Here is a 23,184-nt window from a genome sequence, read left to right as displayed (position 1 = left end):
GTAAGGAACACTGCTGGTGGACAGACACGAATGATTAATATCGGAAAAGGTCGCTTGATAAATAACGTTCGCCTGTATCAGCTGTCATACAAACAACGACGTCATCTTTTGAAAGCTCACTTGCCACTTTGATGGCAGTAAAGCAAGCAGCACCGGATGAAGGGCCGACAAGAATACCTTCTTCTTTGGCCAACTTGCGGGTCATTTCATACGCTTCTTCATCTTTTACTAAATGGATTTGATCATATACTTCCGTATTCAAGGTGGCAGGAATAAATCCCGGACTTGTCCCTACAAGTTTATGTTTTCCTGGTTTTCCGCCCGATAATACCGGCGATCCATAAGGTTCGGCAACATGGATTTTGAGATTGGGATAGTGTTCCTTCAGTACTTCACCGGTTCCGGTAATCGTTCCTCCAGTACCGGATGTCGCTACAAAAGCCGTCAACTCTTTTCCGAGTTCTTTCATGGCCTCAACGATTTCGATAGCGGTAGTGCGGCGATGGGCATCCGGGTTGGCGGGATTTTCAAATTGCATGGGGATAAAGCTATTTGGTATTTCCGCAGCCAATTCTTTCGCCTTTTTGATGGCTCCGGGCATTTTTTCATTTCCTGGAGTCAGAACGACTTCGGCGCCGTATGCTTTTAATAAGTTAATGCGCTCTTTTGTCATGGTATCCGGCATCACGATAATGGCGCGATATCCTCTAGCCGCTGCATTCATCGCTAGACCAATGCCGGTATTGCCGCTCGTTGGTTCAATAATGGTGGATCCTTTTTTCAACAGTCCCGCTTTTTCTGCTTCCACAATCATATTATACGCGGCGCGGTCTTTTACACTTTTGCTCGGATTGAAATATTCCAGCTTTAAGTAAATATCGGCCCCGTTTTTGGGATTAAGACGGTTTAGTTTTACCAAAGGTGTATCGCCGATTAGATCAGCTATGTTTTGAACGATCTTCATTGTTTACGCCTTCCTTTCTAATCTTCATTATTCATCATACCTATTCTTAGAGGTCTAATCAACTTTTGCAGATTTTATACTTTTTCCCATTTTTTGATACAATGTAATTATTATTTTGGGATAGTGGCTCGATTTTTAGACATCATGTGCTGGAGGGCCAATCATAGGAGTGGTGGAAGTGAAAACTCATTATTTTTTTGCTTTAAGGCTGCCTGATGAAACAAAAGAATATTTGTATTCTTGGCGGCGCCAATTTTCATTGCCGTTCAAACGTTGGGTGCACCCGAACGATTATCATATTACGTTCGCTTTTTTAGGCGACGCAGATCCAAAGCCGTTACAAGAAGCGGTGGATACAGTAAAACGGATCGTCGAAAAAACGCCGCCTTTTTCCGTGCAGATTGACTCTATCGGAACATTCGGCCGTAAAGAATCTCCCCGAATTTTTTGGGCAGGAACCAAACAGAACAACCGCCTCTTCGATATTCAAAAACAAGTATTCCAAGCTGCGAAAGAGGCAGGTTTTCAGTTGGATTCTAAACCATTCCGCCCTCATATTACGCTGGCGAAAAAATGGAATGGGGATATTTCGTTTACAGATGCAACCGGTTTTTTGTACGCCAAACCACCTTCCCATATTTTTCAAGCAGACTCAGTGGTGTTGTATCAGACCCATTTAGACCGTTCGCCCATGTATGAAGAAATTGTCCGGTTTTGTTTCGAAAATAAGGAAGGAAAGGAATCGAAAGGAAATGGCTCAGTTAATTAAGCTCCAAGATTATGTGTCTCGATATCAACAAGATGTGTACCGTTACCCATCCCAATTTATCCGATTAAAAAAACAACAGTGGGACAAGTTTGTGAATTGGAGCGAAATGCAAAAACAGGAGCATGAGGGGTGGGCGCAAGAGGAATCCCTTTTTTATGAAGATGAGAACAAGGAAAAAACAAATATGTTCCATAAATTGAAAAATATGTTTCGAAAAAGGAATTTTTCGATGGATGAAGGGGAAAATGAAAAGAAAGAGTCTCCCTTTTTTCAAATGGATCTTTCGAATATGAACGAATTGGAGTTAAAACAATTTTTTCTCGATCAGCTGTTTGAATTTCAAATCAAGTGGGCAAGTTCCACTTTAACAGAAACATCATATATTGATTACAAATATTTTTATGATGAACGCTTAAAATATTTTCTGCAAAGATTTCCAGATACGTTTCTCGTCATGTATAAGCCGATATTGGCTTTGAAAAAGGCGCCGGTCGAATTGGATGTTCTCCTGTTGACGCCCACTGAACTATGGTGTCTTACTTTTTTGGAGGAGGAAAACCGGGCTGTTTATTTTGGATCATCGGATCGATTCTGGATCAAAAAAATAGGAAAAAAAGAGAAAAAAGTGTTAAGTCCGGTTCTTTCTTTGCAAAGAATGGGGGTCATCGTGTCTAAGTTATTTCGTACGTACAATGTGGATTTTCCGGTGAAAAAAGCGGTCATATCGCGAAACGGCTACATTGATTATCCATCTCCTCCTTTTGATCTCCACATTTTCGATAAAAAAAGCTATCCGAAATGGTTTGAATCGATGAGAGAGTTCCGTTCCCCGTTAAAAATGACACAGTTAAAAGCAGCCAAAACCGTTTTGGAATTTGCGGAAACCAACAGCATCAATAGGCCGGAGTGGGACGATGAGGCGGAATGGCCAGATCATGAAATTGAAATCGGAGATGAAGCAGAAGATAGAACACTTTGAAAAGCACAAAAGCTGTGCTTTTCATTTATCACCAACTGCCTGACCGTTAGATAAAATTCGATCAGAGGGGGCAAAAGCTGGATTCTTTTAGCTGTATAATCGGATCAATTTCATCATCCGGCTGTAATTTTTCAGCGTTGTATAGGTTTCTGTTGACAAGTCAGTAAAGAAAATGATGATAAAAACATTTCCACTTTCAGAGTGCTCAGATGACAAAAAGAATTTTTATAAATGAATGGGCGGCACCGTCTCCTTGGCTAATGATCCGTTAAGCGGGAGCAAGGACTGAAACAGTGGAAAGGAAAGAAGGATGTATGCTTCCTAAAAATCAATCGTTTCATGCCTACCAAGATGAGTTGGATGTCTTCACTATTTTTCTTTCATACGATTACTTTCAAGGAGAATCGTCTTCTTTTCGACTAAAAACGGAAGATGCCATAATTGACTTGAACATATTGGAGAAACTGGATTCAGAATACGGCAGAACATATCGTTGCGAATCTCCGGTGGTTCCGGTTTTCGGGAAAAGTCATTATATTTTGGATGAAAGAGGGCAAGAAACGTTATTACTTGTCGGCAAAGTTATTCGTACGAAAGAGTTCGACCAAATGTTTTTTTATGAGGGAAAAGATTTGGGAGCTCATTATACAAAGGAAAGGACCGTTTTTAAAATATGGTCGCCGGCAGCGATAGAGGCGAAAGTCCATGTAAAAAGAAGAGGGGCAATCAATTGGGAAACGTTTTCGCTCATTCGGGAAGAACGAGGAGTTTTTTCTGCTGTCGTGAAAGGCGATTGGGAACAATCTTGCTATTATTACGAAGTTTTTATAAATGGAGAATGGAGAAAAGCGGCTGATCCATATGCAAAAGCAGTCAGTCTGAACAGCGAGTACAGCTGCGTCGTCGATCTCGGCAAAACCAATGTTAAAAGAGTTTCTCCTCCGTCTTTTGGATCGCCCGTCAATGCAATCATATACGAAACATCGATTAGAGATCTCACCATTCATCCTGACAGCGGAGTAAAGAACAAGGGAAAATATTTAGGAGTTGCGGAAAAAAATACGAGAGGAAAGACGGGAGGAATAACGGGTTTATCTTATATCAAAAATTTAGGAATCACCCATATCGAATTTCTTCCTTTTCACGATTTTTACGGCGTTTCTGACGAAAAACCGGAAGAATCATACAATTGGGGGTATAACCCTCTATTTTATAACGTACCTGAAGGATCTTATGCAAGTGAGCCTCAAAACCCTTACAATCGGATTCTAGAGTTAAAGGAAATGATTGAAGCCGTTCACTCTGAAGGAATGCGAGTCATAATGGATGTTGTTTACAACCATTTGTATGAACGGGAGAGCTCCGCTTTCGAACAACTTGTTCCGGGGTATTATTTTCGTTTTGATGAAAACGGGCGGCCGTCCAATGGCACCGGAGTTGGAAATGACTTTGCTTCTGAACGTCTGATGGCTCGAAAATTCATTCTGGATTCCATTGAGTTTTGGTTGAAAGAATATAATGTTGACGGGTTTCGTTTTGATTTAATGGGTATTCTCGATGTAGAAACGATGAAAGAAGCAGTAAAAGTGGCTCGCTCTTACAAGCCGGACTGTCTTATCATCGGGGAAGGATGGGATTTGCCGACGCCGCTCCCCCGAAAGCAAAAAGCTGCGCTTCATAATCAGCATATACTTCCCGAAATTGGCCAGTTTAATGATTTTTTCCGCGACTCCGTAAAGGGGGGCGTATTTCATCTTTCGGACAAAGGCTTTGCTCTTGGAAAGCTGGATATGTATGAAAAAGCTTTCCATGCGGTGTGCGCAAGCATCCCTTTAGAAGGCAGAACGGGAATATTTACAGAGCCGCTGCAATCTGTAAATTTTGTGGAATGCCATGATAATCATACTTTGTGGGATAAGTTAATGGCTTGTTTTCCAAACCAAGAGGAGGAAAACCGTCGCCGCCACCTTTTAGCTACTGCTATGGTTTTGCTTTCCCAGGGGATTCCTTTTCTTCACAGCGGCCAAGAGTTTTTTCGGACAAAAAAAGGGGTTGGAAACAGCTATAACAGCGAAGATGAAATCAATTGGCTGGATTGGAGCAGGAAGGAGAATTATAAAGACGCCGTTGATTATATAAAAGGTTTGATTGAAATTCGGAAAAATCATGGAGCTTTCCGCTTGCAAACTGCTGAGGAGATCCGAAAGCATTTGAAAAAATGGACAGTAAGGGAGGGAATCGTATCAGTTTTAATGGACGACGTGGGCGGCAAGGGACCTTGGAATAAGATTCTCGTCGTGTTTTATCCGAATGAATTGTCTGGAGAAATGGCTCTTCCCGGCGAGTCTGCTTGGAAAGTGATTGCGGATGAGAACCGTGCAGGCATTCAACCAATCCGAGAAGTGGAAAAGACGCTTGTCCTTTCTCCTATTAGCTGCTATGTATGTGTTCAATAGCAGGAATCTTTTTTATCGTCTCTGTTCATGCTATGGGAAAGAATAATAATTTAGAAAGCGGCAAGTCTTTTTTGCGCGAACTTGTTTTTATTTTTTTAAATGATGAGTTTAGATCCTTTCAACACGAGGAAAGCGAAACTTCCGTCAGTGGGGACTGTTGATGGTTAGTTGGACATAACGGTCATTTTGAGGCAATTGTCCTTTAAAATCGAACCCCTATTTTGCTTGTGATGAGAAAAAGGGACCCTCTGCTTTTTCGAGCGAAGTCCATTGGTCATTGGTCGGACCATTGCCTTCGCATTGTGCTGAAGTCGTTTTGGACGGCATCTTGACGAAAACACTCGAAAGAAGATAAAATTTAAAAAGTAGTTTCAATTGAAAAGCGGATGTTGAATTGAAGGAAAGCTGAATGGAATAGAGTATGATCGTTTTACTTGGAATGATTTCATTCAGTGGTAGCTTGCCCGTTTGGATCGAACGGACGGAAAGCTTAAAAATATAGGAGAATCGGATTGCGCAATAAGATGGATAATCAATCGGGAAAAGAGCGTATGGACAAAGCTGCCAAAATAAAATTAAATAAATTGGAACATTTGTTTGATCAAGAATGGGAGATTATCCCCGCCGGAGGACTTACCGGCGAAGCTTTTTTTGCCAAGCATGAAGAACAGAGGCTTTTTTTAAAGCGAAATTCTTCGCCTTTTCTTGCTGCTTTGTCAGCTGAGGGAATCGTTCCCAAACTTGTGTGGACGAAAAGGTTAGAAAGCGGGGATGTGATTACCGCCCAGCATTGGCTGAACGGCAGAGAGCTGTCTCCTGATGAGATGGTGGACAGAAGGGTGACGAAATTACTAAAAAAAATTCATACATCTAAACCGCTTTTGACAATGCTGGAGCGACTTGAAAAGCGCCCGGTTCAGCCGGAAAAGCTGTTGCTGGAAGTCCAAGATGGAATTGACTTGAATTTGCTGCAGCATCCTACCATTCAAAAAGCCTTTGAGTTTCTGCAAAAAAAGGTCAAGTTCATTCGCTATGACGATTATGCCGTTTGCCACGGAGATGTCAACCATAACAACTGGCTGCTTTCCGAAGGCAATCGTTTGTATTTGATTGACTGGGACCGCCCCCTTATAGGCGATCCGGCCATTGATTTGGGCATGCTTCTATATTGTTATATCCCCGGAAATGATTGGGAAGAGTGGCTTAGGTTGTACGGAATGGAACTGACTACTCACCTTCAATTGCGGATGAAATGGTATGTGGTGATGCAAACCATATTATCTATTCAATGGCATAAAGATAAAAGCCGTTTTCATGAAATGAACCGCTGGCTTACCTTTCTCCATAACATCTTATGATCGTGTTAAGACAATTGGTCTATATCGCTGACCCATTGAGATAAGTGGTTTTGATGGGCTTGGATGTGCTCATCCAAATGTTGTGTATATTGACCATCTTGGCTGTATTGATAAATTTCCTGCAATGTTGATTTGACACCTTGATCAACGTTTGCATTGGCCATCAACGATTTTGCCAGTCTTTCGAGCTGTTCGCATTCCGAGACGGTTCCGCAACAATCCAGTTGATGGTCGCTTAAAATATCTCTTAATAATTGTGCTTGATCCTTCCATGTTAAAGGCATGGCACTCATCCTTTCTTTCGCATCATATAAGGAATTCTCTTATTTTAGTGTCGGGAATTCTTTTTTTTTTATGCATGAAGATTATGAACGAATAGACAGTGGGGGATTTTTAATGCGTTTACGAAACAAACCTTGGGCTAAAGAAAAAATTCGGCAATATCCACAATATGTGATTCCTGAACCTGAAAAGCAAAAAGGAAAATGGCGAGAAATGTTCGGAAATGATCAGGCGATCCATTTGGAAATTGGCACAGGAAAAGGACAGTTTATTGTGGGGATGGCTCGATTGCATCCTGATGTCAATTTTATTGGAATTGAACTGCAAGAAAGCGTGATTGTATCTGCGCTTGACAAAGTAATAGAGGCAGAATTGCCGAATGTAAAGCTGTTGAATGTGAACGCCGGTCATTTAACCGATTTTTTTGCCAATGGAGAAATCGAAAGAATTTACTTGAACTTCTCAGATCCTTGGCCAAAGAAACGACATGAAAAACGGCGATTGACTTACAAAAATTTTCTGAAAGCCTATGAGGAAATTTTGGCGGAGGGCGGCGAGATCCATATGAAAACGGATAATCAAGGATTGTTTGAATACTCGCTTGTCAGCTTCTCGCAGTACGGTCTTATTTTAAAGGATGTGAGTCTTGATCTTCACAACAGCGATTATCAAGAAAATGTCATGACCGAATATGAAGAAAAATTTTCGCAAAAAGGAAATAGAATTTATCGCTGTGAAGTGCAGTTTCCGGCAAAAAAGGCAGAGGAGAATGAAGTTTTGCTTTAAAAAGGGGCCTTAACAAAACCGAAAAAAAACTTAGACGGCACAACCAACACAATAAATTAGTTGTGCCTTTTCCATTTCTCTTCAATAGTGTTTAAATATTCATTTGGTTCTTTTTTGAATCTTCTTTGTTTTATATGCTCGCCAATACGTTGTTCCCATTTATTCGCTTCAGTTTTATATGCTGAATAATTAACATTTTTTATCATTTGTAGCCCTTCCTGTTCATTAGAGACATTTTCTACAAATACAATGTTTTCACCGTGTCGGATAATATATCGATTCCAAGTCCGACTACCTGTGATTCTTCGGTGTTTTTGCTTTATTCTTCTAAAAAAGAGTTCTAAATCATTATTCGTTCTCGGTATAAGTGGATAATCATAAAAGGTGAAAAGTCCTTTCCAAAATCCTTTACTATACTTTAATAGGTTCTCTACAAACGGTTGATCTTCTTTCCGATTAAGCTCTTTTTCCATTTGGTTTAAATATTGCTTCAATCTGTTTTCGACCCAAAAACTTGTTTTATTCTCAGAAGGTTCCATAATGGTGGCAATCCTTTTAAATCGTGTATCCCAACGTTTTACGAGTTGATAATCTTCCTTATAGTTATCCACATTTCTGACTATTCTGAACAAATTTTCAAGTAGAGGAGTCCCCTTTTTTATCCAGGCATTTTTCAATCGAATCTTTAATCGCATTCGTTCGTTCAAAAACACAAGTGCCTGGTAATTCGAATGGTGGCTTACCATCTTCTAGAAGAACGGATCGAATAGCCGCAATATAGTCACTTGCTACCTCTTCTTCTATGTTTTTAGATGGAGAATTTTCAATTTTTCTTTCAACTTCCCTTATTCCCCTTAGCTTCTTTTTGATATTCGTTTTTAGTTTTCTATCTTTTTCAACTAATGGTTTGGCTATGTCTTTAAAGTAATGAAACTGACAATATTGATACGGAATATCTGGAACTATTTGTTCAATTGCTAAACGAATGGATTGTTGCCCATCACTGATAAAACCTTGGATTGGATAACCCCAGTCTAAAATGGGTTGAATAATACCTATCAGTTCTTGAGAAGCACTGCTTTTTAAATTATGTGCAGCTAAAATAGTACCACTAAGAACTTCACGGATGACATACAATGTTTCGTTACCTTTTTCGGGTTGGACACCATCAATAGATAAGACAAGTCCTCCATGTTCTTTCACAATATTTTCTAATGTCTCTTTCATATTTTCTTTAACGCTTGCCCGCAGTAATAACGCATATCTTTCATAAAGTTTCTGTACTTGCCTCTCAGAAATTTTTACTTCTTTTTCCGATAAGATAGTAGCTATCTCAGATCGAGTCTTATGTTCTTTAAACCGTAAATATCCGATATATGCGATGACATCCATTCCATAAGTAATGTGCTTCATACTTAATTGTTCGGCTTCAGCTGAACGATATACGGTGTCATTAGAACAGGAGTTATTCTCACATCGGTATCCTAGATTTATGATTTTAAATTCACCTTTTAGGGTAGAAATTGTTTTTCTCCAAACAGGGTGACAGTATACTAATTTATTACCACATTCTGGACAATTAGTTATCTCGGGTCTAAAGTATTTTGATTCGATTGGATTTAATCTATTTTTGGTACGCATAAATAATCACCAACTTAAATAAAATTCAGGTCTATTATAACCTAAATTTAATGTTAGTGTTATTTATTCCGTCTAAGAAAAAAAGAGATGATTTTTCCACAAATCAACTGTCCGTTTTCGAAGTGGGAAAGCGTTTTGTCAGTGCCAACGGGAACGATCGGACCGAACCCGTTGGCGAGCGATCAGGAGAGGCGATAGACGTCCATAATGGTTCCGGTGCTGGCATCGGCAATAAATTCATACTGCTCCAATTCGCCATCCCGTCTTCTGGAAATTCCGCCTTTATAAACAGTTGTGTCAATTCCAAGTTTTTGATATTGTTCCGGTTTCATTTGAATCCATGACCCTTCAATGATTCCTTCTTTGTTAAAAGCTTCTTTGACGCGGGCAAGGACCTTTTCAGCTGCAACGGTAGGCGAGGACGTTACCGCTTTTTGGGCAAACAACGCGCCTGCTGCACCGGCGACTGCACCTAATGTAAAAGACTTCCACCCAATTCTCATGAGCACACCCCCAAAAAAGTTACTATTTTCAGTATACATGAATTTGAAAAATTCGCCATAAGCAGGGGAGGCTCAATTGGAAAAGGGTTTCAAAGTTTTGTAAAATAACGATGTACATAGTTTTGCAACAACGAAAAGGAGCATGATCTCATGAATCAAGAAACGTTGGAATTGTTTCGACAATTAACCGAACTTCCGGGAGCTTCCGGAAATGAACATGCTGTACGTGCATTTATGAAGGAACAGCTTTCTCAATACGCTGATGAAGTAGTGCAAGATCGGCTAGGGAGTATTTTTGGGGTCAAAAAAGGAAACGGACCTGTCGTGATGGTAGCTGGTCATATGGATGAAGTAGGATTTATGATTACTTCGATTACGGATAACGGAATGCTCCGATTTCAGCCGCTGGGAGGCTGGTGGAATCAAGTGCTGTTAGCGCAGCGTGTACAAATTATAACGGAGAACGGACCGGTAATCGGTGTGATTGGATCCATTCCTCCCCATTTGTTAAGTGAAGAACAGCGGAAAAAACCGATGGAAATAAAAAATATGCTCATTGATATTGGAGCGGACGACCGTGAAGATGCGGAACGGATTGGCATTAAACCGGGGCAGTTTGCCGTGCCGATTTGTCCATTTACTCCATTGGCAAATCAAAAGAAAATTTTAGCAAAAGCTTGGGATAATCGCTATGGATGCGGGCTTGCCATCGAATTGTTGAAAGAAGTAAAAGATGAAACGCTTCCTAATACGCTTTATTCCGGAGCGACTGTTCAAGAAGAAGTCGGCCTTCGAGGTGCGCAGACAGCTGCCAATATGATTAAGCCGGATATTTTCTTCGCGTTGGATGCAAGTCCCGCCAATGATATGTCCGGAGATAAAAATCAATTCGGCCAATTGGGTCAAGGGGCTTTGATTCGTATTTATGACCGGACGATGGTAACTCATAGAGGAATGAGAGAATTCGTTCTCGATACGGCAGAATCAAATCAAATTCCTTATCAGTTTTTTGTTTCACAAGGAGGGACGGATGCCGGAAGAGTGCATTTGTCCAATGAAGGCGTCCCGAGTGCGGTGATCGGGATTTGCTCCCGCTATATTCATACGCACGCCTCGATGATTCATGTAGATGATTACCAAGCTGCCAAAGAATTGTTGATTAAGCTAGTTCGTTCATGTGATCAATCAACGGTTGAGGCCATTCGGAATAACGGGTAATGGAATATTGGAATACATTCCATCCGTGAATGGATTTTTCTAAAAAGATGTGACAGCCGGAACGGAAAGGTTTTTCATTTATAGAGAAAGTGGTTTGATTGAGACAGAGGGAGTGCTATCCATGAAAATAGCCGTGGGGTCAAAAAATGCAGCAAAAATAGCTGCCGTGAAAGAAGGAATTCAATTTATACGACTGAGTGCCGAAGTGCTATCGGTTGACGTCGAATCGGGTGTAAGCAATCAGCCTTTTTCGGATGAGGAAACAATAAGAGGGGCCATTCAACGAGCGGAAAGATCGCTGTTGGCGGAAAATGCTGATGTCGGAATCGGTTTGGAAGGCGGCGTAACGGAAACGCCGCATGGTCTTTTGCTTTGTAACTGGGGAGCTCTGGCGGAAAAAGGAAAAGAGTCCCTCGTGGCCGGAGGAGCTCGGATTCTCTTGCCGAAAGAGATTGCCGAAAGATTAAGAGCGGGGGAAGAGTTGGGACCGGTGATGGATGAATTTTGCCGCAGAAAACAAATCCGTGAAAAAGAAGGAGCTGTAGGCATCTTTACTAACGGGCTTGTCACAAGAAAAGACATGTTTTTCCATGTGATGAAGCTGCTCCTCGGACAATGGCTGTACCGAAAGAATGAAAGGTAAGATCTTATTCTTATAAGGATATAGCCATTGAAGCCCCCGGTTTGTTTGTTGAAATAAATTTTTGTTTTTTGGGTAACTCTTGGCAGGTTTTCGAATTTCAAGCAAAAGAGATCTTTGCTTGTCGATCAGAACAAAGCGCTCGGTGGCTTTAAAAAACGAATGAAGTTTTTTTCGGCATGGTGAGCGCTATTCTTCATTTTACTGGGCAGTTTATGATAATCTTATGATAGATTGGGATGTATCTTTCTCTGTGTGTTTTTAAAGGATTCGATTTCCAATATTTATTAAATGAGAATGGTCAGGAGGAATAAACGATGCAAGAATTAAAATCAATAGAACAATTTGAAGAACTTAAAAATAACGGGAAACACATTTTTCTTTTTTCAGCAGAATGGTGCGGAGATTGCCGCTTTTTGGAACCTTTTCTTCCTCAAATTGAAGCAGAGCACCCGGATTATACGTTTGTCCATATTGACCGGGATGAATATATCGACCTTTGCCAACAATTAGACGTTTTTGGAATTCCTAGTTTTATTGCTTATGAAGACGGAAAAGAGCTTGGAAGGTTTGTCAGCAGAGACCGTAAAACAAAAGAAGAAGTGGATCAGTTTATTGACAGCCTCCAAAAATAAGTTCCTTTGGACAGGAGGAAAATTCATTGGACAGTAAAGCGCTGCGAAAGGAATTGGAAAAACGATTAAAATCAGAAAACCGCCTTTTTACATTTGATCGGGAAAAAGATGTTTTACGAATCGAGGACAAGGAAACGAGAAAAGGGGTCAATGTTTCACTCCCTCCCATTCTAGGCAGATGGGAAACAATGAAAGAGAAAGCAATCGATGAGGTTGTTTACTATGTCAATGAAGCGCTGGCTGTCATGGGAAAAGAACCAAGCTTATCGGAAAGAGAAAAGTACATTTATCCGGTTATTCGCTCCACATCTTTTCCAAAGGAAGCGAAAGAAGGCGTACCTTTTTTGTATGATGATCATACGGCCGAAACAAGAATATATTATGCCCTTGATATGGGGACTACTTATCGGTTGATTGATAAGGAACTGTTGGAAAAGGAAAACTGGGATGCCAGAAGAGTGAGAGAGACGGCGAAATTCAACGCCCGCTCCCTTTCTACTTCCGTTAAAAAAGATGAGGTAGCGGATAATGTTTTTTATTTTTTAAATACAAATGACGGTTATGATTCAAGCCGAATTTTAAACGAAAAATGGCTTTCTGAGATGGAGGAGAAAGTCGAAGGTGTGATGACTGTCTCCGTGCCTCATGCAGACGTGCTGATCATCGGGGATATCCGCAATGAAACCGGATATGACATATTGGCTAATATGACGATGAGCTTTTTTGCCAACGGACGGATACCGATTACGGCTTTGTCATTTTTGTATGAAAATGGCAAGCTGGAACCGATTTTTATTTTAGCCAAAAACAAAAGAAAATGAAGGGATGGAAGATCGTAAGTGAACGTATTTTATAATCAAAAAGGTGTAGGGGATACTCTACTAATATCGATCAAAGATTTTCCGCAAGAGGAAATTGCCGTAGACGTGCGAAAAGAAGCGGCCAGAATTTATCATGAACCAACCAATGAAACGGCTGGTTATAATATTTTTCATATATCCAAATTCCTGGAAATTGAAGGTAATGGCCCCGTCGACATGAACGAAGACCTTCTCGGCAAAATCAACCGGATTTTGCAGGAGTGCGGTTTTGATGAAACGTTAGAAGGAGATTTTTCTCCTAAATTTGTGGTAGGATATGTGAAAGAAAAGGAAAAGCATCCTAATGCAGATAAATTGAGCATCTGCCAAGTCGACGTAGGAAATGAAACATTGCAGATTGTATGCGGAGCACCTAATGTGGAGGCGGGCCAAAAAGTGGTTGTCGCCAAGATCGGCGCTGTCATGCCAAGCGGAATGGTTATAAAAGATGCGGAGCTGCGAGGAGTTCCTTCGAAAGGCATGATCTGTTCGGCTCGCGAGCTTGAGCTGCCGAATGCTCCTAAAGAAAAAGGAATTTTAGTTTTATCAGATGAATATGAAGTCGGTCAGCCGTTTTCCTTTTAATGGATAATGGCCGGTGAATAAAGATGTGAACAAGGGTTTGGTTCTTTCAACCTTTATAGGAAGATGATTGTATCCTATTAATGGTTGTAGAAGGATCGGACCCTTTATTCGTTTCAATGGATTTCTTGTTGTGGATATTGAAAGGATCGGTTGAAAAGTGAGCAACGAGTAAAGATTGGATGGTATTTCTGCAAAAATGATTTTCCGAGATTTTCAGTATAGAAAGATCTAGGTGGAGTCTGTTCTGGCTGGTTTGCCATTCCCTTAGGGAGAAAAGCCCAAAGCCTTCATCGATGAAAAGAGGCTTAAGAATATTTGTTGTTCTTGCATTTTCAGCCTATTTTCCTCTCGAATTTTTCTATTTAACTGTTAAAATAGAAATGATTCTTTAATAAAGAAAGAGTGGTAAACTTTGAGCTGGCTGAAACGATTTATGAAACTTTTTATAGATGAAGAAGTAGTAGAAATTGAAGAGAGCGATTCTCCGCATGTACCGCGGCAGGTACCAAAGGAACGAACAGACAATCTGAAAAAAAATCCAATAAAGCCGGTGCGGGAATTGAAAACGAGAATCGCTTACCATTATCCGCAAAAACCCCTATCTTTGCCTACTGTGTCGGAGAAAATAGAAAGAAAAACGCTTGAACGACATAATCGGCATCGGAGGAATGAGCCGATCAAACCGGAACCAAAACCAACAACGGAGAACTTAAAGAGTGCTTCTTATCATGTGTCGAGCGAACGGAAAGGCAACCGTCCTTTTCGACCAACGAATATTCCGTCTCCTATTTACGGGTATAAACGTCCGTCAGAAGCAAGCCAAAGCGAAGTTGTAGAGTACGAGTTGAAAAATTCTTTTGTGGAAGGAGAAGTGTCAGGTCACACAGAGACGCTAAAAAGAAAGAATGAGAATTTTGAAGAGCAGAAAGAACGAAATCAGACTTTGGCTGTTCCGTTTAAAAACGAAGAAAAACAGGCCGAACCTTCTGGAAAAGAACAGGTTGCGGCAGAAAAAGAACAGGTAATCCTTGAAGAGAATCATCTGAAAGACGAAGCGGCTTCCAATGAATTTTCTCATTTGGAAGACTCCCCATTATCAACAAAACAATCATCACAAGAAAACGATTTTCCTACGGTAGAAGAAGCGGTAACAGAAGAATATGAAAATGTAAGAAAAATGGAACCAGTCGAGGAACAGAATTCTGTTGTCCGGGAATTGGACACTAGTAAGGATTCGAATCAAGAACAGCGATCGGAAACTGTTTCTGAAAGGGCAGACGCAGACAAATCGAATAAATCACGTCCGCATCTCCCCTTTAATGTGCTAATGCTTAAGCAGGACAAACGGAATTTAGAGAAGAAAAATATCGCGAACAATCGGAAACAGCCGGACATGGCTCCTCATATCCATAAAGTGGAAAAGGGACAAGCGGAGGAGAACATCGAAAAAGAAACTGACCATCAGCTGCCCGATATCCGTTTTTTGACTCCGCCGGCTGAAAAAAAAACGAATGAAGCATGGATACAACAGCAAATTCAATTATTAAACGATACGCTGAAAAACTTCCGTGTACGCGCTAAGGTGGTGAATGTCACGGAAGGACCGTCTGTCACCAGATTTGAAGTACAGCCTGAACCAGGGGTGAAAGTGAATAAAATTACGAACTTGTCGGATGATATTAAGTTGAGCTTGGCGGCCAAAGATATTCGGATAGAGGCGCCTATCCCGGGAAAACATACAATCGGAATTGAGGTTCCGAATAAAGAAAGCCGCCCCGTATACTTAAGCGAAATTATTATGAGCCCTTCATTCCAAAACAGCCAATCTCCTCTCACGATTGCGATGGGACTGGATATTTCCGGCCAAGCGGTTGTGGCTGATTTAAAGAAAATGCCCCATGGATTGATCGCCGGCGCAACCGGCTCTGGAAAAAGCGTCTGCATCAATTCCATATTGATCAGCCTTTTGTATAAAACGACTCCTGAAGAATTGAAACTGCTATTGATTGATCCGAAAATGGTTGAACTCGCGCCGTACAACGGCATTGGACATTTGGTCAGCCCGGTTATTACGGATGTAAAAGCAGCTACCCAGGCGTTAAAATGGGCGGTGGATGAAATGGAAAGGCGGTATGAATTATTTGCTCATGCTGGTGTTCGAAATATTGAACGGTTCAATCAAAAAGCGTTGGAAGCAAAAGAAAAGCGTATGCCTTATATCGTCATTGTGATTGATGAATTGGCTGATTTAATGATGATGTCTCCCGCTGATGTCGAGGAAGCGATTTGCCGAATTTCCCAAAAAGCGCGGGCATGCGGCATCCACTTATTGGTAGCCACTCAGCGGCCGTCCGTCGATGTGATCACCGGGTTAATTAAAGCCAATATTCCTACTAGAATTGCCTTTTCCGTTTCCTCTCAAGCGGATTCACGAACGATTTTGGATGCCGGGGGAGCTGAAAAATTGTTAGGAAAAGGCGATATGTTATTTTTGGACAACGGAACATCAAAGACGGTGCGGCTTCAAGGCAGCTTTGTTTCTGATGGGGAAATCGAAAGAGTGGTTTCCTTCGTGAAAGAACAGTGGGAATCCGATTACTTATTTGTTCAAGAAGAACTTGTTCAAAAAGCCAACTTTCTGCAAGATGAAGATGACTTGTTTAAGCCGGCTTGTGAGTTTGTCGTCCGCCATGGCGGTGCTTCCGCTTCTTTATTGCAAAGACATTTTCGCATCGGCTATAATCGCGCGGCTCGGCTGATTGAAATGATGGAAGAACAAGGAATCATTTCGGAACAAAAACCCGGCAAGCCCAGAGACGTTTTAATCACGGAAGAAGATTTTGAGGATTTAAAGGAATCCAGCCAATTCTAATGCGTGCTTTCAAAACAAAAAAGCGGCTCATTTGCGATGATTTTAAATCTTGAATGAGCCATGAAACATTCTTTTTGAAAATTAAGGTCGTGAAAATGGATTGAAACAAAGACAAGAAAAAAGGAAAAATCCTATTAATAGTCACGAGCCTGAAAAAGTGCTATAATGTTTCAATATGAAAAGCTCATTATCCATTTTGAGCAAAGGGAACCAAAATTACATATAATGCTTATTGATAGACGATTGTTGGAGGGTCTGTTATGACAACATATCACTTTGTAGGAATTAAAGGATCGGGGATGAGCGCCCTCGCTCAAATTTTGTTCGATAAGGGCTATAAGGTGCAGGGTTCTGACATTGAAAAATACTTTTTTACTCAAAAAGCTCTGGAAGATGCCGGAATTCCGATTTATCCCTTCAGTAAAGACAACATTAAACCTGGTTTAACGGTTATAGCGGGAAATGCATTTCCTGACACACATGAAGAAATTCAAGAAGCGTTAAAACTTGGATTGCCGGTAATCCGTTACCATAAATTTTTAGGGGAATTTGCCCGCAAGTTTACAAGCATTGCTGTGGCAGGCGCTCACGGGAAAACATCGACGACAGGGTTAATGGCGCATGTCATTGGCGGGGCAAAACCTACTTCTTATTTAATCGGTGATGGTACTGGGAAAGGCGTTAAGGACGCCGAATATTTTGTTTTTGAAGCTTGTGAGTATCGGCGCCATTTCTTATCCTATTATCCCGACTACGCCATTATGACCAATATCGATTTTGACCATCCTGATTATTTTGCGAATATCGATGATGTTTTTTCTGCCTTCCAGCAAATGGCGATGCAAGTGAATAAAGCCATTTTTGCTTACGGTGATGATGAACTGTTACAAAAAATTCAAGCGAAAGTTCCCGTTGTGTATTATGGCTTTGGCGAAGAGAACGACTTCCAAGCTCGAAATATTAAGCATACAAAAAATGGTACGACATTTGATGTATTTGTAAGAAATACGTTTTATGGCTCTTTTGAAATTCCCTTGTTTGGCGACCATAACGTTTTAAATGCTCTCGGAGTAATAGCTGTTTGCCAATATGAAAATATTGATACGGAAATCGTCAAAGAACGGCTTCTTACTTTTGAAGGGGTCAAAAGAAGATTTACCGAGAAAAAAATGGGAACGCAAATCATTATTGATGACTATGCACACCATCCAACGGAAATCAAGGCAACGATTCATGCTGCACGTCAAAAATATCCTGATCGGGAAATTGTGGCCATTTTTCAGCCTCATACGTTTTCAAGAACTCAGGCCTTCTTAAATGATTTTGCTCAAAGCCTTAATGAAGCTGATTCTGTTTATTTATGCGAAATTTTCGGTTCAGCGCGTGAAAACCATGGCAAACTGTCTGTAAAAGATCTTCAAGAGCGGATTTCAGGAGCGCAAATTATTGAAGAAGAAGACACGTCTCCGCTCTTAAAGCATGAAAATGCGGTTCTCATCTTTATGGGAGCGGGAGATATTCAAAAATTCCAGCTTGCCTATGAAAAGCTGCTAAGCAACACTTTGAAAAAATAGACAATGATGTCATGATAGTCATCGATTAGGAAGTCTGAATGTTTTAGAGCTGACTTAGAGCCCGGCCTTTTCTCCACGCTGGGATGGCGTTAGGAGGCGGCAGGCTTTAAGTCTGCTCTTTTTTTAGATGATCGGCCTTTCAGTTCATTTTAAAGTATGGTAAAATAAAAATTGTCTGATTATTCTTTCTATTTAAACAAGGGGGGATAGAGTTGAAAGATCGTGTTGTGATCATAACAGGCGGATCAAATGGGATGGGAAAATATATGGCGAAACATTTTTTTCAAGAAGGAGCGAAAGTCGTTATTACAGGAAGAAATGTTGAAAGGCTGGAGCAGGCAAAAAAAGAGATAGAATCACAGGGAAATAGTGAGATATTGACGATTGCCATGGATGTCAGAAATCCGGATGATGTAGATAAAATGGTCCGAGAAACGGATCAAAAGTTTGGAAGAATTGATGTTTTAGTGAACAATGCCGCAGGAAATTTCATTTGTCCGGCAGAAAAATTATCCGTCAATGGCTGGAAAGCGGTGGTGGATATTGTCTTAAATGGAACCTTTTATTGTACAAGAGCGGTAGGAAAATATTGGATCGAAACGAACAGCAAAGGTAATGTTCTGAATATGGTTGCGAATTACGCTTGGCAGGCAGGCCCAGGGGTGGTTCATTCCGCTGCGGCGAAGGCCGGGGTTCTCTCGCTCACTAGAACGCTTGCGGTAGAGTGGGGCACCAAATACGGCATTCGGGTAAATGCCATAGCTCCCGGTCCTATTGAACGAACAGGAGGAGCAGACAAGCTGTTGGATTCTGAGGAGACGGAAAGAAAGGTTATCGACAGCGTGCCGTTGAAACGATTAGGAACGCCGGAAGAAATCGCTGCTTTGGCTGCTTTTATGGTTTCAGACAAAGCTTCTTATTTAAATGGAGAATGCATATCTTTAGACGGGGGGCAGTGGTTGAAGCAGCCGGTGTTTTTATTTGACGAGTCAAATTAGCTTGAATGTTTTTAGAAAAGCAAGAAGACTTTCGTAAGAATTTTGACAAGAAAAAGCAAGGGACTTCCCCACGCAGGGGTTGGCCGGTACTCTATTATAGACCATGTAAATTGAAATTCTATCACACCGTTTTTCGACCGCTGATAGGAGAATTGTTTGTAGTATGGCTGCCGAAGAAAGCCGGCGCTTTTTAAAAAGGGATTTTGAACATTTATTTCTCGCTAAAAGATGCGTTTTTATTCTTGTCAGTAATGGAATTGAAGCCCATTCAAACATAAAAAGAAATCGTTTTCCGTTTTGAAAACTTCTATTTTGCATGTTTCATTGAATGATGTGGCAAATATCCTCTTCGAAATGCAGTATGATATGGACTTGCATGTTTCTCCAGTGCATATCCCTTTTGTTGCCATCTGTAGATTTTTCTTCATTCTTCTAAAAAACGATGAGTCCGTTTGTTTAAAAACATCGGTTTCGTAATAATCTGTTACAAGTTCCGGCCACACTTACGCTGCAGCTTGATATAGGTGGATGCAACATTGGAAAAACTCCTCGATTTATTCATTGGATAAGGCTCGACTCTACTTTATAGTCTCATAAAATCCATAAAATAGAATGGTCATCAGATTATAGCGAATCTTGATGATGAAATTGACGCCTCCCTAAAAGAAATAGTAAAATTTATGAAGGATTCGCGAAAAAGAAGTATATTTTAGAAGTTTCATTTTTTCGCCGAAATTCAATGAACAATAAGTTGAGGAGGTGTTTAAAGTGATTGTCATTTTGTACGTAAGTGTGGCGGTGATCGCTGTTGCATTTCTTATTTTGGCTCTTAGTGTATCCAGAACATTAAGGTCGGTTGACAGTACTTTAAACAGTGTATCAAAAATGTTGGATGGCTTGGAAAGCCAGTTGAAAGGAGTCACCCAAGAAACGGCTGAACTTTTACATAAAACGAATGAGTTGGCTGAGAATATTGGGGAAAAAACGAAAGAACTGAATTCGGTCGTTTACGCAGTGAAAGGCATTGGCAGTTCGATTGAGACGTTCAATCAATCTTTGAAAAAAATCACAACGACGGTAGGGTCGCAATTAGAAAAGAATCAGAATAAAATTTCACAGGCGGTCCAATGGAGTCAAGTCGTCAAACAAGTATTGGATAAATGGAAGCGTAAAGAAGAGTCGCCGGCTGCCCAAACACAGAATAACACCGTATCTGAAAGCCGCGGTTCGATAGAGAGGGCTAGAAATTAATGCCCGCTTTTTCCATCCTGCAATATGAAAAGGAGTGAGGAATGTGGAAAATAAAGAAAAAAGAAACTCATGCGGATTTTTAGCCGGTGCATTTGTCGGAGGAGTCATTGGAGCTGCAGCCGCCTTGATTCTCGCCCCCAAATCTGGAAGAGAATTAAGAAGGAATTTAACCGGACAAGCAGATGTTTTTAAAGAAAAAGCGTCTAGTTGGGTAGAATTAGCCAAAGAAAAAGGAATACAATGGACATGTTCAGCAAAAGAAAAAAGCAGTGAATTAGCTTCAGCTACAAAAGATAAGGCGGAACATTTATCCAAAACGGTGCAATCAAAATCCGGTGAAATGGCAGGCAAAATTCAAACGATCACATCCAATGCGAAAGAAAAAACGATTCAGATGGCAGATAAAGTGAGCCAACGATTTCAATCACAGAATGGCCAAACTTTAGACGAAGTAAGCAAAAAACTGGAAGAAACGAAACAGGCGTTTGAAAAAACTGAAAAATCGGTTAATAAAAACGATTAATTTGATGTGGGAGCGGTGAAATGGTATGATGTTTTCACCCTCTTTTTTTGTCAAACTAGTTTTTTGTTATATGAGTCTATCAAGTGATGACGGTATTTAAAATTCATGTGATCGGCTTTCTTTGTATAAAAAGGCTGGCTGCCTTCCAATAATGATTGCAAAGGTGATGATTATGAATAAAATAGAAACCATTGAACAGTTTGAACAATTGCTGACAAGGGAACCACGCGTGTTCTTTTTAAAGCATAGTCTGACGTGTCCCATAAGTGCTCATGCTTATCGAGAAATGGACCAATTTTTGCGCGAACATCCAAGAGAAAAGGGGTATTTTTTAGCTGTCCAAGAATCCCGGGAGCTATCCAATTACATCGCTCGAAAATTTGGAATCCAACATGAGTCGCCACAAGCCTTCCTTTTCATTAATCAGCGTCCGGTATGGTATGATTCTCACTACCAAATCACGGCTGACACATTGGCAAAAATTTAGATTCAGTGGAATTTCCAGTCTGTTTTTGCTGCGGTCATGAGCATGCTGGCCGTTATTTTCATAATATTCATAAATAAAACCGGCATTTCTGCCGTTAGCGGCGGGGTGTCCAGCTTCGTTTTGAACCGTAAGAGATTTTGAAGCTGCCGCTAATCGTAGTTTATCTCTAACGGTTAAAAGTTTTTATCAATAAAGGCGTATTATCCAGTTTTTATACAGAATACTTTATCGCTTAAAAGCGTTTAATTGTTGAAGCAAATTTTTCGTGACAATTTAAAATATATGATTTATAATTATCACTAAATTATCGCCGGTGATAAAACTTATACCAGTGAAGGGCTGGGAATTCACTTTTGCTAGGTGTCATCATAAACTAAAAAATATTCAGCAAATTGAGAAGGGATTGAAGGTCGTGGGAAATCAAGAGCTCGAACAATTAAGACAAAGAGTGGATGAAATTAATTTAAAATTGCTCGAATTGATTAATGAACGTGCCAAAATTGTTCAAGAAATTGGACGTGCGAAATTGCCGCAAGGGGTGAACAAATACGATCCGGTTCGCGAAAGAAAAATGTTGAACACGATTATTGAGCGAAATGACGGACCGTTTGAAAACTCTACTATCGAGCATATTTTTAAAGAAATTTTTAAAGCGAGCTTGGAACTGCAGGAAGATGATCATCGGAAAGCTTTGCTTGTTTCACGTAAGAAAAAACCGGAAGATACGGTTATTGAAATTAACGGTGAATTAGTAGGCACGGGTCAGCCGACGTTTGTATTCGGTCCATGTGCCGTTGAATCGTATGAGCAAGTAGCGGAAGTGGCTCAATCCATAAAGAACAAAGGATTAAAGCTTATTCGTGGAGGGGCGTTTAAACCACGCACTTCTCCATATGATTTCCAAGGACTTGGGTTAGATGGATTAAAAATATTAAAGCAAATCGCAGACGAATTTCAACTGGCAGTCGTCACAGAAATCGTCAATCCGGCTCATATTGAAATGGCGCTAGATTACGTGGACGTCATTCAAATCGGAGCCCGCAATATGCAAAACTTTGAACTTTTGAAAGCGGCAGGCTCTGTGAAAAAACCGGTTCTGCTAAAACGGGGGCTTTCCGCTACTTTGCAAGAGTTCATGTATGCAGCAGAATATATAATGTCGAGAGGAAACGAACAAATTATACTCTGTGAACGCGGAATTCGCACTTATGAAAGAGCGACTCGCAATACATTAGATATTACGGCAGTGCCAATATTAAAACAAGAAACGCACTTGCCGGTCTTTGTAGACGTAACTCATTCTACGGGCCGGCGCGACCTCTTGCTTCCGGCTGCAAAAGCAGCTTTAGCCATTGGAGCAGACGGTGTGATGGCGGAAGTTCATCCAGATCCGGCAGTGGCGTTGTCTGATTCCGCTCAACAAATGGATTTAAAACAATTCGACGAATTTTACAATGAAATTTTAAAAGCCGTTCCTGTCAAAGCATAGAAAGTAGACCTTTCTTATTTGCAGAGGAAAACGATGGCACTTAGACTAGAATAAGCGTACAGCAGTCTGATTCAACTGGTAGGACATACCATGTTGAATCAGACTTTTTTATTAGAATATGTCGTTTTTGGAAAAATAATAAGAAAGGGAGAAAAGAAAAGGCTATAATGAAGATGAAATGGAGATATTACAAAACACTAGAGAGGAAAGGCTGGATGATTGTCGGGATCATGCATTCAACTATAGCGATAAGAGTTTCTTGAATGGACTTTGCGGAAAAATCGCTTTACTTTTCATTGCATAATGAGAGGAAT

At 40.6% G+C, this 23,184-nt stretch carries 22 protein-coding genes; 17 read left to right on the top strand and 5 right to left on the bottom strand.

Translation table 11 applies throughout. The features are described from left to right. Positions 1-34: 34 nt before the first annotated feature. Complete coding sequence (cysK, locus tag BSM4216_RS12040) at positions 35-964, bottom strand: cysteine synthase A (RefSeq protein WP_003355701.1); 930 nt, start codon at positions 962-964, stop codon at positions 35-37. A 178-nt stretch (positions 965-1,142) separates the two neighbouring features. On the opposite strand from cysK, the gene thpR reads away from it, so the two are divergent. The 4 genes from thpR (at position 1,143) to BSM4216_RS12020 (ending at position 6,526) form a co-directional block, all read left to right on the top strand. Next, on the top strand, positions 1,143-1,733 hold the full coding sequence (thpR, locus tag BSM4216_RS12035) for an RNA 2',3'-cyclic phosphodiesterase (protein ID WP_244878007.1): 591 nt from the start codon (positions 1,143-1,145) through the stop codon (positions 1,731-1,733). Then, the gene (locus BSM4216_RS12030) at positions 1,717-2,712 is read left to right on the top strand and encodes a hypothetical protein (protein ID WP_048623853.1); all 996 of its coding nucleotides are present in this window, start codon (positions 1,717-1,719) and stop codon (positions 2,710-2,712) included. Before thpR ends, BSM4216_RS12030 begins: the two co-directional genes overlap by 17 nt. A gap of 314 nt (positions 2,713-3,026) precedes the next feature. After that, positions 3,027-5,168 (top strand): type I pullulanase, encoded by a 2,142-nt coding sequence (gene pulA, locus BSM4216_RS12025; RefSeq protein WP_048623852.1) that lies wholly within the window; start codon positions 3,027-3,029, stop codon positions 5,166-5,168. A 584-nt stretch (positions 5,169-5,752) separates the two neighbouring features. Further along, on the top strand, positions 5,753-6,526 hold the full coding sequence (locus tag BSM4216_RS12020) for a phosphotransferase family protein (RefSeq protein ID WP_048624514.1): 774 nt from the start codon (positions 5,753-5,755) through the stop codon (positions 6,524-6,526). A gap of 5 nt (positions 6,527-6,531) precedes the next feature. Here BSM4216_RS12020 and BSM4216_RS12015 read toward each other — a convergent pair whose 3' ends face one another. Beyond that, a complete protein-coding gene (locus BSM4216_RS12015; RefSeq protein WP_003355696.1) occupies positions 6,532-6,810 on the bottom strand; it encodes a YtzH-like family protein in 279 nt (92 codons plus the stop codon). A gap of 112 nt (positions 6,811-6,922) precedes the next feature. Here BSM4216_RS12015 and trmB point away from each other — a divergent pair, with 112 nt between their 5' ends. Next, positions 6,923-7,594 carry a tRNA (guanosine(46)-N7)-methyltransferase TrmB gene (trmB, locus tag BSM4216_RS12010; RefSeq protein WP_048623851.1) on the top strand — a complete coding sequence of 224 codons (672 nt, stop codon included), beginning with the start codon at positions 6,923-6,925 and terminating at the stop codon, positions 7,592-7,594. A gap of 56 nt (positions 7,595-7,650) precedes the next feature. On the opposite strand, the gene BSM4216_RS12005 is transcribed toward trmB, so the two are convergent. The 3 genes from BSM4216_RS12005 to BSM4216_RS11995 form a co-directional block, all read right to left on the bottom strand. Further along, positions 7,651-8,133 (bottom strand): hypothetical protein, encoded by a 483-nt coding sequence (locus BSM4216_RS12005; protein ID WP_156179199.1) that lies wholly within the window; start codon positions 8,131-8,133, stop codon positions 7,651-7,653. Between the two features lie 97 nt (positions 8,134-8,230). After that, on the bottom strand, positions 8,231-9,235 hold the full coding sequence (locus BSM4216_RS12000; RefSeq protein WP_156179197.1) for a transposase: 1,005 nt from the start codon (positions 9,233-9,235) through the stop codon (positions 8,231-8,233). Positions 9,236-9,417: 182 nt separating this feature from the next. Further along, a complete protein-coding gene (locus BSM4216_RS11995; protein WP_040342037.1) occupies positions 9,418-9,732 on the bottom strand; it encodes a PepSY domain-containing protein in 315 nt (104 codons plus the stop codon). 156 nt (positions 9,733-9,888) lie between these two features. Between BSM4216_RS11995 and BSM4216_RS11990 the strand changes: the two genes are divergently transcribed. The 12 genes from BSM4216_RS11990 to BSM4216_RS11935 all read left to right on the top strand — a co-directional run bounded on the left by BSM4216_RS11990 (position 9,889) and on the right by BSM4216_RS11935 (position 22,870). Then, positions 9,889-10,956 (top strand): M42 family metallopeptidase, encoded by a 1,068-nt coding sequence (locus tag BSM4216_RS11990; protein ID WP_048623850.1) that lies wholly within the window; start codon positions 9,889-9,891, stop codon positions 10,954-10,956. A 121-nt stretch (positions 10,957-11,077) separates the two neighbouring features. Further along, on the top strand, positions 11,078-11,599 hold the full coding sequence (locus BSM4216_RS11985; RefSeq protein ID WP_048623849.1) for a DUF84 family protein: 522 nt from the start codon (positions 11,078-11,080) through the stop codon (positions 11,597-11,599). 314 nt (positions 11,600-11,913) lie between these two features. Then, positions 11,914-12,231 carry a thioredoxin family protein gene (locus BSM4216_RS11980; protein WP_003355690.1) on the top strand — a complete coding sequence of 106 codons (318 nt, stop codon included), beginning with the start codon at positions 11,914-11,916 and terminating at the stop codon, positions 12,229-12,231. 26 nt (positions 12,232-12,257) lie between these two features. Then, positions 12,258-13,052: a DUF1444 domain-containing protein gene (locus tag BSM4216_RS11975; protein WP_003355689.1), complete on the top strand. Its 795-nt coding sequence runs from the start codon at positions 12,258-12,260 to the stop codon at positions 13,050-13,052. A gap of 18 nt (positions 13,053-13,070) precedes the next feature. Continuing rightward, positions 13,071-13,676, top strand: a complete 606-nt coding sequence (ytpR, locus tag BSM4216_RS11970) for a YtpR family tRNA-binding protein (RefSeq protein ID WP_048623848.1) — start codon at positions 13,071-13,073, stop codon at positions 13,674-13,676. 412 nt (positions 13,677-14,088) lie between these two features. Next, the gene (locus BSM4216_RS11965; protein ID WP_048623847.1) at positions 14,089-16,548 is read left to right on the top strand and encodes a DNA translocase FtsK; all 2,460 of its coding nucleotides are present in this window, start codon (positions 14,089-14,091) and stop codon (positions 16,546-16,548) included. A 260-nt stretch (positions 16,549-16,808) separates the two neighbouring features. Next, positions 16,809-18,122 carry a UDP-N-acetylmuramate--L-alanine ligase gene (murC, locus tag BSM4216_RS11960; RefSeq protein ID WP_003355686.1) on the top strand — a complete coding sequence of 438 codons (1,314 nt, stop codon included), beginning with the start codon at positions 16,809-16,811 and terminating at the stop codon, positions 18,120-18,122. A 206-nt stretch (positions 18,123-18,328) separates the two neighbouring features. Next, positions 18,329-19,120, top strand: coding sequence for a 2,4-dienoyl-CoA reductase (gene fadH / locus BSM4216_RS11955; RefSeq protein WP_174521046.1), 792 nt, complete (start codon positions 18,329-18,331; stop codon positions 19,118-19,120). A 768-nt stretch (positions 19,121-19,888) separates the two neighbouring features. Beyond that, entirely contained in the window at positions 19,889-20,371 is a 483-nt protein-coding gene (locus tag BSM4216_RS11950) for a DUF948 domain-containing protein (protein ID WP_048623846.1), read from the top strand. A gap of 43 nt (positions 20,372-20,414) precedes the next feature. Next, entirely contained in the window at positions 20,415-20,894 is a 480-nt protein-coding gene (locus BSM4216_RS11945) for a YtxH domain-containing protein (protein ID WP_048623845.1), read from the top strand. A gap of 172 nt (positions 20,895-21,066) precedes the next feature. Continuing rightward, complete coding sequence (gene ytxJ / locus BSM4216_RS11940) at positions 21,067-21,381, top strand: bacillithiol system redox-active protein YtxJ (protein WP_082142326.1); 315 nt, start codon at positions 21,067-21,069, stop codon at positions 21,379-21,381. Positions 21,382-21,793: 412 nt separating this feature from the next. Further along, positions 21,794-22,870: a bifunctional 3-deoxy-7-phosphoheptulonate synthase/chorismate mutase gene (locus BSM4216_RS11935; protein WP_048623844.1), complete on the top strand. Its 1,077-nt coding sequence runs from the start codon at positions 21,794-21,796 to the stop codon at positions 22,868-22,870. Positions 22,871-23,184 lie beyond the last annotated feature (314 nt).

Source organism: Bacillus smithii (assembly GCF_001050115.1).
Classification (GTDB): Bacteria; Bacillota; Bacilli; order Bacillales; family DSM-4216; genus Bacillus_O; species Bacillus_O smithii.
The sequence above is the reverse complement of the archived record's forward strand: the minus strand, read 5'-3'. Positions and strand labels throughout refer to the sequence as shown.

Bases quoted from the DNA above. Each gene is read 5' to 3' on its own strand.
- cysK (WP_003355701.1), bottom strand. From the start codon at position 964: ATGAAGATCGTTCAAAACATAGCTGATCTAATCGGCGATACACCTTTG.
- BSM4216_RS11980 (WP_003355690.1), top strand. From the start codon at position 11,914: ATGCAAGAATTAAAATCAATAGAACAATTTGAAGAACTTAAAAATAAC.
- pulA (WP_048623852.1), top strand. From the start codon at position 3,027: ATGCTTCCTAAAAATCAATCGTTTCATGCCTACCAAGATGAGTTGGAT.
- murC (WP_003355686.1), top strand. From the start codon at position 16,809: ATGACAACATATCACTTTGTAGGAATTAAAGGATCGGGGATGAGCGCC.
- ytxJ (WP_082142326.1), top strand. From the start codon at position 21,067: ATGAATAAAATAGAAACCATTGAACAGTTTGAACAATTGCTGACAAGG.
- BSM4216_RS12000 (WP_156179197.1), bottom strand. From the start codon at position 9,235: ATGCGTACCAAAAATAGATTAAATCCAATCGAATCAAAATACTTTAGA.
- trmB (WP_048623851.1), top strand. From the start codon at position 6,923: ATGCGTTTACGAAACAAACCTTGGGCTAAAGAAAAAATTCGGCAATAT.
- BSM4216_RS12030 (WP_048623853.1), top strand. From the start codon at position 1,717: ATGGCTCAGTTAATTAAGCTCCAAGATTATGTGTCTCGATATCAACAA.
- BSM4216_RS12015 (WP_003355696.1), bottom strand. From the start codon at position 6,810: ATGCCTTTAACATGGAAGGATCAAGCACAATTATTAAGAGATATTTTA.
- BSM4216_RS11990 (WP_048623850.1), top strand. From the start codon at position 9,889: ATGAATCAAGAAACGTTGGAATTGTTTCGACAATTAACCGAACTTCCG.
- BSM4216_RS11985 (WP_048623849.1), top strand. From the start codon at position 11,078: ATGAAAATAGCCGTGGGGTCAAAAAATGCAGCAAAAATAGCTGCCGTG.
- BSM4216_RS12005 (WP_156179199.1), bottom strand. From the start codon at position 8,133: ATGGAACCTTCTGAGAATAAAACAAGTTTTTGGGTCGAAAACAGATTG.